Annotated in this window: 13 protein-coding genes; 1 reads left to right on the top strand and 12 read right to left on the bottom strand. The window is 72.3% G+C overall.

Translation table 11 applies throughout. The annotated features are described in order from the left end of the window. Positions 1-773: 773 nt before the first annotated feature. Positions 774-1106, top strand: a complete 333-nt coding sequence (locus ACFYX4_RS39745) for a hypothetical protein (RefSeq protein ID WP_389344614.1) — start codon at positions 774-776, stop codon at positions 1104-1106. Between the two features lie 57 nt (positions 1107-1163). Here ACFYX4_RS39745 and ACFYX4_RS39740 read toward each other — a convergent pair whose 3' ends face one another. From ACFYX4_RS39740 to ACFYX4_RS39685, 12 genes are all read right to left on the bottom strand, one after another. Further along, complete coding sequence (locus tag ACFYX4_RS39740; protein WP_389344612.1) at positions 1164-1379, bottom strand: hypothetical protein; 216 nt, start codon at positions 1377-1379, stop codon at positions 1164-1166. A 45-nt stretch (positions 1380-1424) separates the two neighbouring features. After that, positions 1425-2246, bottom strand: a complete 822-nt coding sequence (locus tag ACFYX4_RS39735; RefSeq protein ID WP_389344610.1) for an ABC transporter ATP-binding protein — start codon at positions 2244-2246, stop codon at positions 1425-1427. 4 nt (positions 2247-2250) lie between these two features. Continuing rightward, positions 2251-3216, bottom strand: coding sequence for a FecCD family ABC transporter permease (locus ACFYX4_RS39730; RefSeq protein WP_389344608.1), 966 nt, complete (start codon positions 3214-3216; stop codon positions 2251-2253). 56 nt (positions 3217-3272) lie between these two features. Next, positions 3273-4313 carry an ABC transporter substrate-binding protein gene (locus ACFYX4_RS39725; protein WP_389344606.1) on the bottom strand — a complete coding sequence of 347 codons (1041 nt, stop codon included), beginning with the start codon at positions 4311-4313 and terminating at the stop codon, positions 3273-3275. A gap of 92 nt (positions 4314-4405) precedes the next feature. Next, on the bottom strand, positions 4406-8740 hold the full coding sequence (locus ACFYX4_RS39720; RefSeq protein ID WP_389344604.1) for an amino acid adenylation domain-containing protein: 4335 nt from the start codon (positions 8738-8740) through the stop codon (positions 4406-4408). Continuing rightward, on the bottom strand, positions 8737-8982 hold the full coding sequence (locus ACFYX4_RS39715; protein WP_389344602.1) for a phosphopantetheine-binding protein: 246 nt from the start codon (positions 8980-8982) through the stop codon (positions 8737-8739). Before ACFYX4_RS39715 ends, ACFYX4_RS39720 begins: the two co-directional genes overlap by 4 nt. 23 nt (positions 8983-9005) lie before the next feature. Continuing rightward, positions 9006-10592, bottom strand: coding sequence for a long-chain-fatty-acid--CoA ligase (locus ACFYX4_RS39710; protein ID WP_389344600.1), 1587 nt, complete (start codon positions 10590-10592; stop codon positions 9006-9008). A gap of 17 nt (positions 10593-10609) precedes the next feature. Further along, entirely contained in the window at positions 10610-11074 is a 465-nt protein-coding gene (locus tag ACFYX4_RS39705; protein WP_389344631.1) for an FcoT family thioesterase, read from the bottom strand. An 80-nt stretch (positions 11075-11154) separates the two neighbouring features. After that, positions 11155-12045 carry a TauD/TfdA dioxygenase family protein gene (locus ACFYX4_RS39700; RefSeq protein ID WP_389344598.1) on the bottom strand — a complete coding sequence of 297 codons (891 nt, stop codon included), beginning with the start codon at positions 12043-12045 and terminating at the stop codon, positions 11155-11157. A 65-nt stretch (positions 12046-12110) separates the two neighbouring features. Then, complete coding sequence (locus ACFYX4_RS39695; RefSeq protein WP_389344596.1) at positions 12111-12350, bottom strand: acyl carrier protein; 240 nt, start codon at positions 12348-12350, stop codon at positions 12111-12113. Then, positions 12347-13450, bottom strand: a complete 1104-nt coding sequence (locus ACFYX4_RS39690; RefSeq protein WP_389344629.1) for a beta-ketoacyl-ACP synthase III — start codon at positions 13448-13450, stop codon at positions 12347-12349. Before ACFYX4_RS39690 ends, ACFYX4_RS39695 begins: the two co-directional genes overlap by 4 nt. A gap of 205 nt (positions 13451-13655) precedes the next feature. Continuing rightward, complete coding sequence (locus ACFYX4_RS39685; RefSeq protein WP_389344594.1) at positions 13656-15026, bottom strand: MFS transporter; 1371 nt, start codon at positions 15024-15026, stop codon at positions 13656-13658. Positions 15027-15085: the final 59 nt, after the last annotated feature.

Below are 15085 nucleotides of genomic sequence, written 5' to 3'. Positions count from 1 at the left end.
GGGGGGGGGCGGGGGGGCGGGGGGCCGGCGGCGGCGGCCGGCGCGGGGCGGCCCCCCCCCCCGCGCCCCCCGCGCGCCGCGGCGCGGCCGCCCCCCCCCCCCCCCCCCCCCCCGCCCGGGTCACGCGACCACGTCAGCGCCCATACGGCGACGGAGCGCGGGGCTGTCCGGCAGAGTGCTGAGGCTGTTCAGCACTGCGGCAGCGTGCGGGACCGGCGGCTGTCAGGCCGACCACGTCGGTGGGGCCTAGGAAGGTCGCCGATCTTCCCGGCGGCTTCTGCTGCGGCCTTCAGCAGGTCGGCGGCCAGTTCCGTGAGAGCCGGCCGCCCGGGGCAGGTGCCGGGCGGCTGGTGGCGCGTAGCGGCGGGTGCAGCCGCGCGGCCGGCGGCGCGTCCAGCTCGGCCGCGCAGTGCCGCGTCAACTCGACGCTTCCTCCCGTCGCCGGTCGTCGTCGGCTGTGGCGGGGATGGCGTTGTGGACGACCCCGACGAACTCCTGCGCCATCTCCAGAACGACCTGCTGGCCCGCGTCCACGGACACCTCGACGACGACGCCGCCGTCGTCGCCGTCCGCCGCTCGGCCTGAAACCTGGTCCAGCGGGACCCACCCATGAACACGCACCCATGAACACCGGCCCCCGCCACCGCCCCCGCCGCCACCATCCGTTGTTTTCGCCCGCTCCCCCTGGGGAGGAATCCGTCGGGCCCTCGTCGGCCCGAACCCGGCGGCCGGAACGCCGTGAGCGGAGCACGAGGCGTGAGGGGTGAGCACCGATGTCCGAGGCACTCGGGACGTCCAGGGCGGGTGCCGACGGGGCGTGGCCCTGGGAGCAGTCCGTCACCGGGGCACGCCGACTGCGCGCGGCTAGACGGCGGTTGAGCGAGGCGTGGTCGTTGTCCGCGGTGACGACGGTGCTGCTCGCGGTCGGCTACGGCTGGCTGGGGTCCGTCGCCGGAGGCAGGAGCGGGGCCCTGCTCGGGGCCGTCGTGGGCCTCGCCTTGAGCGCCTTGCTGCGCGCGGTGGTCGACCGGGCGGTGTCGGGTGCGAACGGACGCCGCACCGCCGGTCGGCGACACCCCGGACGGTGCCGCAGGCACCCGCAGTAGGCGAACAGCAGGCGAAACAGCAGGCAAGGCGCCCGGCCCGCATCACATGACGGCTCGTCAGGCCGTAGCTATGCCGTCCAGTTTCCCCGCCTTCGCCTCCTCCACCAGCGACGCGAACTGGTCGGCGCTCATCTGGACGCGCTGGCCGAAGTCGTCGGTGAGCAGGACGCGGCGGTCCGCGGGGGCGTTCGGGTCGACGAACAGTTGCGGGCAACCGCAGTCGCAGTTCCCGCAGAAGGTCGCCAGCGGTGTCAGTTCGTTGATGTCGCTCATCGTGTGCCGCCTTTCACGAAAGGCCCGGAGGTGTTCGGCCAAGGCTTACCCCTGAGCGTGCCAGGCCACACGGCTCTCCGGCACCGTGTGCGCGTCGGCGAGCGGCTGTGCCGCGTACGTGATGCGGATGACGCCGTCGGGGTGCCGTTCGGTGTTCGCGCGGACGCCGAAGACCTCGCCGAGGATCCGCGGGGTCAGCACCTGGAGGACCGGTCCGGCCGCGACCACCGCTCCCCCGTGCAGGACGACCAGGTGGTCGCAGAGCCGGGCGGCGAGGTCGAGGTCGTGCAGGACGGCGAGCGTGGTGACGCCCGTGGCGCGGATGAGGTCCAGGAGCTCGAACCGGGCGCGGATGTCGAGGTGGTTGGTGAGTTCGTCCAGGACCAGGAGCTGGGGGTCCTGGGCCAACGCCCGTGCCAGCAGTACGCGTTGGCGTTCGCCGCCGGAGAGGGAGGCGTAGTCGCGGTCCGCGAAGGGGCGTACGCCGCATCGGTCGATGGCCTCCGTCACCGCCCGGTGGTCCTCGGCGCCGTCGCGTCCCAGCAGGCCGTGGTGGGGGGCTCGGCCCAGGGTGACGATCTCGGTCACGCTCAGGCCGGTGGTGTTGCCGCCGGCGTCCTGGAGGACGGCGGCGGTGCGGCGTGCGGCGGCCCGTGCGGACAGGGTCCACACGTCGTCCTCGCCGACCCTGACGACGCCGGACGCCGGGCGCAGTGAGCGGTAGACGGCGCGCAGCAGGGTCGACTTGCCGCTGCCGTTGGGGCCGACGAGGCCGACGATGTCGCCCTTGCCGGCCTCGAGTTTCACGTCGTGGAGGATCGGCGTGCGGTCCAGGGTGATGTGGAGCTGGTCGACGGTGAGTTTCATTCGTTCAGTCCAGGCCCTTGTTGCGGCGCAGCAGCCACAGGAAGAAGGGGGCGCCGAGCAGGGCGGTGAGGATGCCCAGCGGCAGTTCGTTGGGGCGGTTGAGGGTGCGGGAGAGCAGGTCGACGAGGACCAGGTAGACGGCCCCGAGCAGGGCGGTCAGGGGCAGCAGCCGACGGTGGTCGGCGCCGAGGGTCAGGCGCACCAGGTGCGGGATCATCAGGCCGACGAAGCCGATGCCGCCGGCGACGGCGACGACCGTGCCGGTCAGCAGTGCGCTGAGGACCAGCAGGACGGCCCGTAGCCGGTTGACGTCCACACCGAGCGCGGTGGCGGACTCGTCGCCGGCCAGCAGGACGTTGAGACGCCGGCCGAAGAGAGCCAGGAGCACGGTGGTGGCGAGCACCACCACGGTGACCGTGGGCAGTTGGTCCCACTGCGCGCCGGCGACGCTGCCGAGCATCCAGAACATGACGGTCCGCAGCTCGGTGGGCGTCGCCTGGAGTTGCACGAAGCTGGTCGCCGAGAGGAAGACGTAGCCGATGGCAACGCCCGCCAGTACCAGCCGGGTCGGGGCGAGCCGGCCCCGCCGCTGTCCGAGGGCGAAGACCAGCGCGCCCGCCGCGATCGCCCCGAGGAAGGCCGCGGCCGACACGCCGAGTCCGGCGAGGGCCGCTCCCCCGCCCAGGGTGATGACGAGCACCGCGCCGAGCGTCGCGCCGTAGGAGAAGCCGAGCACGATGGGATCGGCGAGCGGGTTGGACACCACCGTCTGCAACACCGCGCCGGACACCGCGAGTCCGGCGCCGACCAGGGCCGCCAGGAGGACCCTCGGGGTGCGGAAGGTCCAGACGATCTGGTCGAGCGCGAGGTCGGTGGGCGCGGGCCCCGCGCCGGTGACGTGGTGCAGGACGATCCCCCACACGTCACCGAGCGGGATGTTCACCGCGCCGATGCTGATCGCCACGATCATGGTGGCGACCAGTGCGACCGGCAGGACCGTGAAGGCCAGCGCGACCTTGAACCGGCTCAGGAGGCCTTCGGGTGCAGCGCCTTGGCGATCTTCTCCACCGCGAGGTCGTTGCTGGGGCCGAGGTACATCGAGTCGGACAGCGTCACGTACGTCTTGTTCTTGGCGGCCGGCCACTGGGGGAACTCCTTGAGCAGTTTCTGGGCGTAGGCCCCCGGGTTGGGGTCGTTGTAGGCGATGACGACGAGGGCGTCGACGTCGGTGACGGCCACCTTCTCCTTGCTGAGGTCGGCGAAGGAGGTCTTGGAGGCGTTCTCGAAGGCGTTGGAGCCGCCGGCCTTGGCGAGGATGTCGTTGTAGATGCCCTTGGCGACGACGGAGCTGAAGTCGTTGCCGCCCATGGACATGTTGGAGAAGAGCACCATCACCTTCGGCTTCTTCTCGCCCTTCACCTTGTCGGCGACGGCCGCGATGCTCTTCTCGGAGGCGGCGATCAGCTTCTCGGCCCGGTCGCTCACATTGAAGATCTTGCCCATGTCGCGCAGCAGTTGGTAGCTGTCGGCGATGGTCATCTTGGAGGTGTCCTGGTCGCAGCCCTGCGGCGACACATACGTGCCGGCGCCGACGCTCTTGAGCTGCTCGCGGGTGGCGAAGCCGTTCTTTTCATCGAAGCCGTACGACGTGGTCGACAGCACCAGGTCCGGGCGCAGGCCGAGCATGGCCTCGCGGGGGATGTCGTAGGCGTCGTTGAGTTTCACGTCGCCGGTGGGCAGCGCCTTGATGGCCGCCGCCCGGCCCGCCACCTCCGAAGCGCCGTAGGTCTGCTGGTTGGCGACGATCTTGTCCTGGAGGCCCAGGGCGAGAAGCGTGGACACCTCGGCGACGGAGGCGCCGTTCATGACGACCACTCGGCTGGGAGCCTTCTGGAAGGTCTGCTTCTGGCCGCAGTTGTCCACGGTCACCGGGTAACCCGACTTCGCGGCCGCGGCCTCGGTCGACTTCGCGCTCGCCTTGTCGTCGCCGGAGGAGCCGCCGCACGCCGCTGTGAGCAGACAGAGGGCTGCCGCCAGGGCGGTGGCGGTCGGCCGGTTCATCGACATGCGGGCTCCTTGCGCGAGGTGGTGCTCATGGACTGCCGGGTTCTGTTGCAGTAGTCGGGCCGAAGCCCGCGTGAGTTCCCGTCAAGTCGCCGTTATTTTGCGGGCGTTGCCGAACGGGTCCGCCGTCCGGCCGGGGCGGGCAGCGCACCCGCGGTGACGCAGTGGTCCAGATGGCCGAAGACCAGGCCCCGGTCGACGGGCGGGCAGTCGACGCCGCTGCCTTTCAGGCCGGCGCGGACGTTGTCGGCGCGGACGTGGCCGAGGCGCAGGTCGGGCTCACCGGCCTGCCCTGCGGAGTCGAAGAAGGCCAGCGTCGTGGCGGCGACGTCGGCCGAGCGGGGCAGTTCCTCCCGCCACCGAGCCAACGGCAGTCGCCGCACCGGATAGCCGTACTCCTCGACCCAGTCGTAGACGTCGCCGAGCCGCACCCGGGGCAGGGTCGCGTGGTGGAAGACCGGACCGGCCGTGCGGCCCGGGGCGAGGCAGAGGTGGACCAGGGAGCGGGCCACGAAGTCCGCCGGCGTCCAGACCTCGTCCTCGAACAGGTCCGGGACGATCCCGGCGGGGATGCCGGCCCGCAGCACGCTCCACAGGAAGTCCCGCTCGTTGACGTGCCCCGTGCCGGACGGGCCGACCACCCGGCCCAGCCGGTGCACGGTCACCGGCAGCCCCCGCTCGGCCGCCTGTTCCAGCAGCCGTTCGGAGGCCCACTTGGACTGCTGGTAGCCGTGGCGCAGGCCCTCGTGCGGCGGGAGGAACGCCTCCGGCACCTCGGGGCTGCGGCTCGCGGGCGGGGCCACGGACAGGGTGGAGACGTAGTGCAGGGGTGTGGTGCGCACGGCGGCCAGGCGCAGCAACCGGCGGGTGGACTCGGTGTTGGCGGCGCGCAGGGTGGCGTAGTCGCGCATGATGCTGACGGTCGCGGCGTTGTGGAAGATCACGTCGCAGGTCGCCGCGAGTTCGGAGAGCACCTCGCGGGTCAGTCCGAGGTCGGGGCGGGCGAGATCGGCGGGGAGGGCGGTGACGCGGTGGCGCGCCCGCTCGTCGAGGGCGATGCCGTACCGGTCGAGGGCCTGGTGGACGCGGCCGGCGGCCTCGCCCCGGTCGCCGGCCCGCACGGTGCAGACGATCTCGGCCGCGGTGCCCGTGAGGAGTTCCGCGAGCAGGTGGGCGCCCACGAAGCCGGTCGCGCCGGTGAGCAGGATCCGGCGGGGAGCGTCGTCCGGGGCGCGGCTGATGCCGGGCCGGACGGCCGGGTCGAGGACGGCGTCCGCGAGGAGCGCCGAGGGGACTCCCGACGGTGTGGACGGCTCCTGGACGTCGTCGTCGAGGAAGTGCGCCAGCGCCGCGGCCGTGGGGTGCTGGAAGAGCCAGGCGACCCGGATGTCGCGGCCGATCTCGACGCCGAGCCGGTTGGCGGCCTGGATTGCCTGGAGGGACTGCGCGCCCAGGTCGAACACGTCGTCGTGCACGCGGACGGCGGCGGTGCCGAGGATCTCTCCCCAGATGCCGGTGATCGTCCGTTCGAGGGGGCTCCCGGTGCTCGGGGTCTCGCGGGCCGAGGACTCGCTCAGGGCGGTCCGGTCGATCTTGCCGGAGCCCGTGCGGGGCAACCGGTCGGGGAATTCGACTCCGGAGGGGATCATCGCGGCGGGCAGTCTGGCCCGCAGATGGTCCCTGACCTCGGACGCGGACGGTTTCGGTGACTCCGCGACCAGGTGGGCGACCAGCCGTCGGGTGCCGTCGGCGAGGGTCTGTCCCACGACGGCGGCCTCCCGGACGCGGGGGTTGGTGAGCAGGGCGTTCTCGACCTCGGCGGGCTGGACGCGATGGCCGCTGATCTTGAACTCGTCGTCGGCCCGGCCGAGGAAGCGCAGTCGTCCGTCCTCGCCGACGTCGACCAGGTCGCCGGTGCGGTAGGCGCGGGGCGCGCCGGGAAGCGCGGTGAGCGGGGCGAAGCGGGAGCTGTCCGGCACGTCGCCCCGGTAGCCGTCGGCCAGGGTGTCGCCCAGCAGGTACAGCTCGCCGTCGACGACCGCGGCGCGGGTGCCGGGCAGCGGCAGGCCGATGGGGACGTCGCCGGGGGCCAGTTCGGGGTCGTGCAGGTCGGCGACGGTGGCGACCACGGTGGCCTCCGTCGGCCCGTAGGTGTTGAGCAGCCGCACCGAGGCGCCCACCGCCTTGCGCCAGCGGTCGACCCGTTCCGGCAGGGCCGCCTCGCCGCCGATGACGACGGTCCGCACCCCTTCGGGCAGCGCGGCGGCGCCGGTCGAGACGGCGTAGGCCAGCTCGTGCCAGTAGGCGGTGGGCAGGTCGAGCACGCTCACGCGCAGGCGGGCGCACTCGTCCAGGAAGCGCGGCACCGACTCGGTCATGTCGTCGGCGCGGATCACCAGCGTGCCGCCGGCGCACAGGGTGAGGAAGATTTCCTCCACGCTCGCGTCGAAGTGCGGCGGGGCGAAGTGCAGGACGCGGTCCGCTGGCCGGATCCCGTAGCGGTGCGTGGCCGCGGCGACGAAGTGCGCCAGCGCGCCGTGGCCGATCTCGACGCCCTTGGGGCGACCGGTGGAGCCCGAGGTGTGCAGCATGTACGCCAGGTCGCCCGGACCGGGGGCCGGCAACGCGGTGACGGCCGCGGCGGACTCGGGATCCGGCCGGTCCCACAGGAGTACGGCGTGATCCGCGAAGGCCGGCGCGAGGTCGCCGGTCGTCACCACGAGCGCGGGATCGGCGTCGGCGAGAAGGTGCGCCTTGCGGTCGGCGGGGGCCTTCGGATCGAGGGGGCAGTACGCGGCGCCCGACAGCAGGACGCCCAGGACGGCGGTGACCGCGTCGGCGCCCCGGGGCAGGGCCAGCGCCACCACATCGCCCCTCGTGACGCCCCGGGCGGCCAGGCGGCGGGCGATGTCCCGGGCGGCGGCGAGGAGTTCGGCGTACGTGAGGGTGTCACCGGCGTGTTCGACGGCGACGGCCGCGCCCCGGTGGGCCGCGTGGTCGGCGATCAGGCTCAGCACCGGGCGGGCGGGCGCGGGCAGCGGCCCCCCGTCCAGGACGGGGACGGACACGGGGGCGGGGGCGACGGACGCGGGGGCGAGGGTGACCGCCGGTTCCCGCAGCGGCCGGTCCGGGGCGGCGACCGCCCCGTCGAGGAGGGCGAGCAGGCCCTCCAGGAAGCCGGCCGCCTCGCTCGACGAGTACAGGTCGGGGTTGGCGTCCAGGGCGACGCGCACTCCGGTGCCGTCGGAGCGGTCGTAGACGTTGACGGCCAGGTCGTCGACAGGTCCCGCGGACACGTTGTGGACCGTGCTGCGGTGGCCGGCGAACCGCAGGTCGTACTCGAACGGCATGATGTTCACGCCGGGCCCGGACAGCCGCCGCTGACCGCCCACGAGTCTCAGGTCGCGCCGCAACTGCTCGTAGCGGTGGCGCTGGTGCGGCAGTCCGGCGCGCAGTTCGGCGGAGACGCGGGCCGTGAGGTCGCGCAGGGTGTCGTCGGGGGCGACCGGTACGCGCAAGGGAAGGATGTTGCGCACCATGCAGGGGACGCGCAGGGAGACCGAGCCGAGGCGGCCCATCGCCGGCAGGCTGAGGACGATCTCCGGGGCGCCTGTGACGCGGTGCAGGTGGGCGGCGGTCACCGCGAGCAGCACCTCGGACCATGTCATCGACAGGTCGCGGGCGAGGGCGCGCAGGGCGGTGGTGCGGGCCGTGTCGAGGTCGGTGACGTGGCGGCGGGAGGTGCGGGCGGGCAGGGCGGAACGACCGGCGGGACTGGCCACCTGCGGGCGGTCGGCGTAGCGGGCGCTCCAGTAGTCCCGGTCCTTGGCGGCGCGGGCGGACTCCCGGTAGGCCCGCTCTTCCGCGCGGACGGACTCCAGGGTGCCGAAGCCGCTGTCCGGGACGGGTGCGCCGGACATGAGGGCCGTGTAGACCTCGGCGACGCGGCGGGCGACGAGGGAGAGGCCGAAGCCGTCGAGGGCGATGTGGTGCACCCGGTGGTACCACAGGTACTGCTCCCGCCCCGTCCTGAGCAGGGCGTGGCCGAAGACCGGGCCCCGGGTGAGGTCGACGGGCCGGACCATGTCCTCGTCCATCCAGGCCAGGGCGGCGGCCTGCGGATCGGGCTCGGCGGTGAGGTCGGCGATGTGGGTGCGCCAGTCGCCGGCCGGGGTGTCGACCTGTAGGGGGCGGCCGGTGTCGTCGGTGACGAAGGTGACGTTGAGCGCCTCGGTCTCGGCGACGACGTGGTGCAGGGCGGTGTCGAAGACGGCCGCGTCCACGGGGCCGTCGACGCGGATGTACTCGGCGGTGTTGTAGGCGGGGCTGTCCGCGTCCAGTTGCTGGCCGGTCCAGACGCCCTCCTGGGCGGCCAGCAGCGGATGGCGCTCCCCCACCACCTGCTCTCCCGTCACCTGATTTTCCGTCACCTTCCTTCCCCCTGACGGGCGGAGAGCAGCTGCCACCACTGGGCGAACGAGGTGCATTCGGCGAGCTCGACGAAGGTCACCTCCACGCCGGTGCCGCGCCACCGTTCCATCAGCGTGGCGATGCGCAGGGAGTCCAGGCCGGCGTTGAGCGGGTTGTCGTCGAGGTCGACTTCGTCGGGCAGCTGGTACAGGTACTCCGCCAGATCCGCGCGGAAGTCCTCCAGCGTGAGAGGTGCAGGCATGTCGTTCTCTCCAAGGGTGCCGGTCAGTTGACCTTGCGGGCGGAGCCGTTCCAGAAGCGGTCGCGCAGTTCGCGGCGCAGGATCTTGCCGCTGGGGTTGCGCGGCACATGGTCGATGAACTCGTAGCGGGCGGGCAGCTTGAACGCGGCCAACTGCGGGACGAGGAAGGTGTGCAGGTCGCGGGGGCTCGGCCGGTGGCCCTCGGCGGGGACGACGAAGGCGTGGACGTACTCGCCCCAGCGTTCGTCGGGGGCTCCGACGACGACGGCCTCGGCGACGCCGGGGTGGCCTTCCAGGGCGTTCTCGATCTCGGCCGGGTAGACGTTCTCGCCCGCGACCAGGACGGCGTCCTTGATCCGGTCGCGGATGAAGACGTATCCGTCCTCGTCGAGGTATCCGGCGTCACCGGTGTGGATCCAGCCGTCCACGAGGGTCTCCGCCGTCTTGTCGGGCAGACCCCAGTACTCCACCATCCGCGCGGGGGTGTGCAGACAGACCTCTCCGACCGCGCCGGGCGGCAGTTCGCGGCCGTCGCCGTCGATCACCTTGGCGCGGACGCCCGGGTAGGGGTGTCCTGCGGCCTGCATGAGGGGGCCGCCGGGGACATGGGCGGCGGGGGGCAGGCAGACGGCGGTGTTGCCGGTCTCGGTCAGGCCGTAGATCTGGGCGAACTCGCAGTCGAGGACGGCGAGGCTCTCCTCCAGCAGGGCTTCCGAGATAGGGGAGCCGCCGTAGACCGTCTTGCGCAGGGTGGTGAAGTCCTCGGCGTCGACGCCGGGTTCGGTCAGCATCATGCGGAGCATGGCGGGCACGACGCAGGCGGTGGTGACGCCGAGGTCTCGGATGAGGTCGACGGCCAGGCGTGGGGCGAAGGCGCGCATGGCGACGATGGTCGTGCCGGCGTTGAAGTTCTGGGTGGCCCACCACAGTCCGCCGATGTGGAAGCCGGGGATGCCGACGAGCGCGATGTCGCCGGGGCGCCAGTCGATCCAGTCCAGTCCCTCGCTCGCGAGCGCGTCACGGATCGCGAAGAAGCTGCGATGGGCGAGGACGACGCCTTTGGGCAGGCCGGTGGTTCCGCTGGTGTAGAGCTGCGCCACCGGAGTGTCGGGCGTTGCTTCGAACTCCGTTGCGCAGTCCGGGTGTTGGTCCCGCCATTCCTGGAACGAGCTGAGACGCACGACCGTTTCGGGGGGCTCGGTGGGCATGCCCTCGACGATCGACGCGAACTGGTCCTCCAGGAAGAGGAGCCGGGTCACGGAGTCCTGGAGGATGTGGCTCACCTCCGGTGCGGTCAGCCGCCAGTTGACCGGGACCAGCACGGTTCCGCTCTTGGCGCAGCCGAAGAGGATCTCGTAGTAGTGCTCGGACTCCTTGCCGAGGTAGGCGACCCGGTCGCCCGGGCCGAGCCCGGCGGCGCGGAGGGCGTGCGCGACCCGGTCGCCGCCGCGGTGCAGATCGCCGTAGGTGAGGACGCGGTCCTCGCAGAGCACGGCGGGGGCGTCGGGCCGGTGCTCGGCGTGGAAGCGTGCGGTCTCGACGAGGGTGCGCAGTTCGGGGTGGTGGATGCGGTCGGCCGTCGCCGGCTGTGTCGCCGTGGAGGTCTCCATGAGCGGTCCTTCTGAGGTCAGGGGACGTTGACGAACGCGAGGGTCGCCTCGCCGTCGCACCGACCGCCGTCGGCGTCCCGGTACCGGTACGAGGTCTCGGCGTGCAGGAACGGAGCACCGCCGCTCGGGGCGCGCCGGGTGACGGAGCGGAACTCCATCTCCCCTTGGAAGGAACGGGGGTTGACCGGGCGGCGGAAGTTGCCGGCGAAGCGGGCGATGAGGATGTCCGGGAGCTGGTGGCGCCAGAAGTCGTCCAGGGTCCAGCTCGCGAACCCGGTCATGAGCCCTTCCTTCACCGACTTGGCGACCAGGTAGTACATCAACTGGTTGTAGGCGATGTTGACTTCGACCGAGTTCAGATGGCCGGTGTCGTCTATGTAGCAGGACTCCGGGATCGCGAACTCGGCGCGTGCCGAGGCGAGTCCGGCCTCGGCGGTGACCTGGGCGCTCTTCAGGTACTTGCAGTGCGCCTTGTAGGGCATGAGAACGCGGGCCAGCAGTTCCTCGTCCGTGGGGTACGAGGGCTGCGGCGGGGTCTCGGCGCGGTCGGCGGCGGGCGCGGTCACGCGGCCCGGATCCCGTCGTGCAGCTTGCGCTCGTCGTGCACGGTGACGCGGTACGAGACGGTCGGCTCCGGGGTGGTGGTGTGCCGGGCGCGGTGGATCAGGCTGCGGTTGTCCCAGACCAGCAGGTCGCCCTTCTCGAAGCTCTGCAAGTGGATGTTGCCGTGCTCGAAGGCGTCGTCGAGCTGGCCGGTGGCGTCGAACAGGCGCTTGAGGAGTTCGTCGTCGAGCGGGTTGCCGTCCGCGTCCTCGATGCCGACGGTGAAGCCCTCGCTGATGTAGAGGACGGTCTCGCCGGTCATGGGGTGGGTGAAGGTGGTCGGCTGGACGACCGCCGGGGTCTTGGTCTCGACCTCCTCGATGATCTCGGAGATCGGGCGGTAGACGTCGTGCGGGCGGATCTTGAAGTACTTGCGGACGGAGTGCCGGCAGAAGGTGCCCTCGATCTCCTTCTTCAGCTCGGCGGGCAACTGCGCGTAGGCGCTCCCCATGTCGATGAAGTACGTGCCGCGGTTCTTCTCCGGGACGACCTGCGGGTGGATGAGGGTGATGCCGAAGGGGTCGGGCATGAACTGGTAGTCGGCGTGCCAGAACTTGCCGGTCTTCGGCACGCCTATCTGCTTGCCGTTCTCCGGGACGTTGGAGGAGACGAACACCTCGGGGACGTCCGGGTGCTGGTACATGGGCTCGTAGTAGGTCTCGGGACGGCCGAGGCGCTTGCCGAGCGCCAGGAACTCCTCGGGGGTGAGGTGCTGGTCCTTCAGGACCGCGATCTTCTTCGTGTAGACGGTCTGCTTGAGCGTGGCGATGTCGGCGTCCGAGGCGGTGGTGTGGTCGAAGTCCTCGACGCTCGCGCCGAGGGCCGAGCCGGGCTGGTCGGTGATCTTCATGTGGGGTGCTCTCCTTGTCGGCGGGGGTGTGGGGAGTCGGGGTGGTACGGGGAGTCGGGGGTGGTTCAGGCGGCTTGTCTGGCGTCGATCAGCTCCGCGGCGTCCGCGAGGGTGAGGGTGGGCCGCAGTTCGCTGTCGTGGACGGTGACGCCGAGATCCCGCTCGATGCGGATGCTGATCTCGACCATCGTCAGCGAGTCCACGTCGAGTTCGGCGAAGGTCGCCTCGGGCGTGAACCGCTCGGCCGGGGTGTCGTGGAGCTTGGCGACGATCCCGACCAGTCGGTCGTAGGCGGTGGTGCTCATGACGGGGTGTCCTCTTCTGTCTCGTGCGGGACGAGGGAGTCGCGCGAGTCGTGGGGGCCTTGGGAGTCGTGGGGGTCTTGGAGGTCGTGAGGGCGGGCGGGCGGCGGCAGGTCCGGCCAGGTCAGCGAGCAGGAGCCCCAGGTGAGTCCGCCGCCGAAGGCGGTGAGCAGGAGCCGGTCGCCGGTGCGGATCGTCTGCCGGGCGGCGGCGTCGGCGAGGGCGAGCGGGATGGAGGCGGCACCGGTGTTGCCCACGGCGTCGACGTTGGCGACGCAGCGCTCCCGGGGCAGACCGAGGTCGTCGGCGACGGAGTGCAGGATGCGCAGGTTGGCTTGGTGGGGCACGAAGTGGTCGACGTCGTCGGTCTTCCAGCCGGCGGCGGTGAGCGTGGCGCGGGCCGAGGCGGCCATACGGGTCACCGCGTGCCGGTAGACCTCGTTGCCCCGCATCGAGAAGTGCCGCTCCGCCGGGGTGGGTTCGCCCTCGGTGGAGCGCCGGCGGGAGCCTCCGGCGGCGACCATGATCAGGTCTTCGTGGGTTCCGTCGCTGCCGAGGTCGAAGTGGCGGACGGCACCGGGTTCGTCCGCGTGCCCGGCCCGCAGGACGACGGCCCCGGCGCCGTCCCCGAAGATGATCGCGTTGGCCCGGTCCAGGGGGTCCACGATGCTGGACCAGGTGTCGGCGCCGATCAGCAGCACTCGCGTCGCGACGCCGGAGGCGATCAGGCCGGCGGCCGTGGCGAGTCCGTAGACGAAGCCGGTGCACACCGCGCCGACGTCGAAGGCCGCCGCCCGCTTCAGGCCGAGCCGTGCGGCGACCAGGGGTGCGGTGGCCGGGCAGGGGCGGTCCGGGGTCGTCGTGGTGACGATCACCGCGTCGACCGGATCCGTCCCGGCGGAGTCCGTACCGCCCGTCACGAGCCCGGCGTTGCGCAGAGCCAGCCGCCCGGCTTCGACGGCCAGGTCGGAGGTGGCCTGACCCGGCCCGGCGACATGACGACGCCGGATTCCGGTACGCGTACGGATCCAGACGTCATCGGTGTCGAGCCGCTCGGCGAGTTCGTCATTGGCGACCACACGAGGCGGCAGCCAACCGGCCACTCCGCAGAGGACCGCGGCGGGGGTGGAGGGGGGCGGGAGGGAGGCGGCGGGGTGGAGGGAGTCGGGCGCGTCGGAGGGGTGTGTGGGCACAGGGGTTCTCCTGGGGGTGCGGGGCGGGGCGGTGGGCGGGCCGTGCGGCGCGGGGGTGGCGAGGGGACGGGGGCGGGCTATCCGGAACGAGGCGTGCTGTCCGGAAGGGTGCGGGCTATCCGGTCGCGGTCGCTCGGCGCAGGGACGCGGTCAGCAGGACGCCGCCGCCGATGCCGGCCGCCACCGCGAACACGGCGGCCCGTATCCCGCTCAGCAGGGCGTCGCCCGGCGGCCCCTGCCCGACCCCGCCGGCGAACGCCACCAGCAGGGCGAGGCCCACCGCTCCGCCCACCTGGAGGCTGGTGGAGGCCAGGCCGGACGCCACGCCCTGGTCCTCCGGCGCCACACCGGTCGCGGCGACGATCCACATGCCGGTCCACACGGCCCCCTGTCCGAGGCCCAGCAGCACGATCCCGGGCAGCAGCAGCGCGTACGAGCCCCTTTCGGTGAGGGCGAGCCCGAGGGCCACGGCTCCCGCCGCGCCCAGTGCCATGCCGCCGCCCAGCATGCGCCGCACACCGACCGACGCCACCGCCCGTTCGCCGACTTGGGTCCCGACGGCTGTCACCACGGCCGGGACGAGGAAGGCGAGTCCGGTCGCGAACGCGCTGTAGCCGCGCACGGTCTGGAAGTAGAGCGTCAGGAAGTACGGCAGCGCACTGAAGGTGGCGCTGTAGAGCGCGGTGACGGCCATCGCGGCGACCAGGCCGCGGTGGGCGAACAGCCTCGCCGGCACCAGCGGGTCGCGCGAGCGGGTCTCGACGACGGCGAACAGGGTCAGCAGGGTGAGCGCGAGGCCGGCGCTCACCAGGGCGGGCGTGCTGGTCCAGCCCGCCGCGGGGGCGTGCACCAGCAGGAACACCAGGAGGGTGATGCCGCCGGTCGCAGCCAGGGCGCCCGTCACGTCGAACCGCCGGGTGGCGGTCGGCGGGCCGTCCGCGGGGAACAGCGTCCACCCCGCCCAGGCGATGCCCACGGCGACGGGCACGTTGACGAAGAACAGCGACGGCCAGCCGAACCCCTCCACCAGCACACCGCCGAGCAGGGATCCGAAGCACAGACCGCCCGCGCCGGCCGCGCCCCACACCGCCAGTGCGCGGTTCCGGGCGGGCCCCTCCTCGTAGATCGTGTTGATCAGGGAAAGGGTGGCCGGGAACAGCAGGGAGCCGCCGATGCCCTGGACCGCCCGGACGGCGACCAGCGCTCCGGGGGACTCCGCGAACCCTCCCACCAGGGAGGACCCCGCGTAGATCAGCGCGGCGACGGCGAACGTCCGGCGGCGGCCGAGCAGATCCGCCGCCCGTCCCCCCAGCAGCAGGAACCCGCCCGTCGTGACGACATAGGCGCTCACCACCCATTGCAGGTCATGGGCGGAGAAGCCGAGGCCGGCGCCTATCTCGGGCAGGGCCACGTAGACGATGTTGTAGTCGAGCGCGATGACCAGCTGAGCCAGGGCCAGGACGAGCAAGGACAGCCGGGCGCGCATCAGTCGATCCCTCCCCCATCTGAACGGAAATACCGATCAATAACTCGAACACGTCGATC

The sequence above is a fragment of the Streptomyces sp. NPDC002328 genome (assembly GCF_042890065.1).
Taxonomy (GTDB): Bacteria; Actinomycetota; Actinomycetes; order Streptomycetales; family Streptomycetaceae; genus Streptomyces.
Note: the sequence above shows the minus strand (reverse complement) of the source record. Positions and strands in the feature narration are given on the sequence as shown.

Bases quoted from the DNA above. Each gene is read 5' to 3' on its own strand.
- ACFYX4_RS39745 (WP_389344614.1), top strand. From the start codon at position 774: ATGTCCGAGGCACTCGGGACGTCCAGGGCGGGTGCCGACGGGGCGTGG.
- ACFYX4_RS39740 (WP_389344612.1), bottom strand. From the start codon at position 1,379: ATGAGCGACATCAACGAACTGACACCGCTGGCGACCTTCTGCGGGAAC.
- ACFYX4_RS39735 (WP_389344610.1), bottom strand. From the start codon at position 2,246: ATGAAACTCACCGTCGACCAGCTCCACATCACCCTGGACCGCACGCCG.
- ACFYX4_RS39730 (WP_389344608.1), bottom strand. From the start codon at position 3,216: ATGATCGTGGCGATCAGCATCGGCGCGGTGAACATCCCGCTCGGTGAC.
- ACFYX4_RS39725 (WP_389344606.1), bottom strand. From the start codon at position 4,313: ATGTCGATGAACCGGCCGACCGCCACCGCCCTGGCGGCAGCCCTCTGT.
- ACFYX4_RS39715 (WP_389344602.1), bottom strand. From the start codon at position 8,982: ATGCCTGCACCTCTCACGCTGGAGGACTTCCGCGCGGATCTGGCGGAG.
- ACFYX4_RS39710 (WP_389344600.1), bottom strand. From the start codon at position 10,592: ATGGAGACCTCCACGGCGACACAGCCGGCGACGGCCGACCGCATCCAC.
- ACFYX4_RS39705 (WP_389344631.1), bottom strand. From the start codon at position 11,074: ATGCCCTACAAGGCGCACTGCAAGTACCTGAAGAGCGCCCAGGTCACC.
- ACFYX4_RS39700 (WP_389344598.1), bottom strand. From the start codon at position 12,045: ATGAAGATCACCGACCAGCCCGGCTCGGCCCTCGGCGCGAGCGTCGAG.
- ACFYX4_RS39695 (WP_389344596.1), bottom strand. From the start codon at position 12,350: ATGAGCACCACCGCCTACGACCGACTGGTCGGGATCGTCGCCAAGCTC.
- ACFYX4_RS39685 (WP_389344594.1), bottom strand. From the start codon at position 15,026: ATGCGCGCCCGGCTGTCCTTGCTCGTCCTGGCCCTGGCTCAGCTGGTC.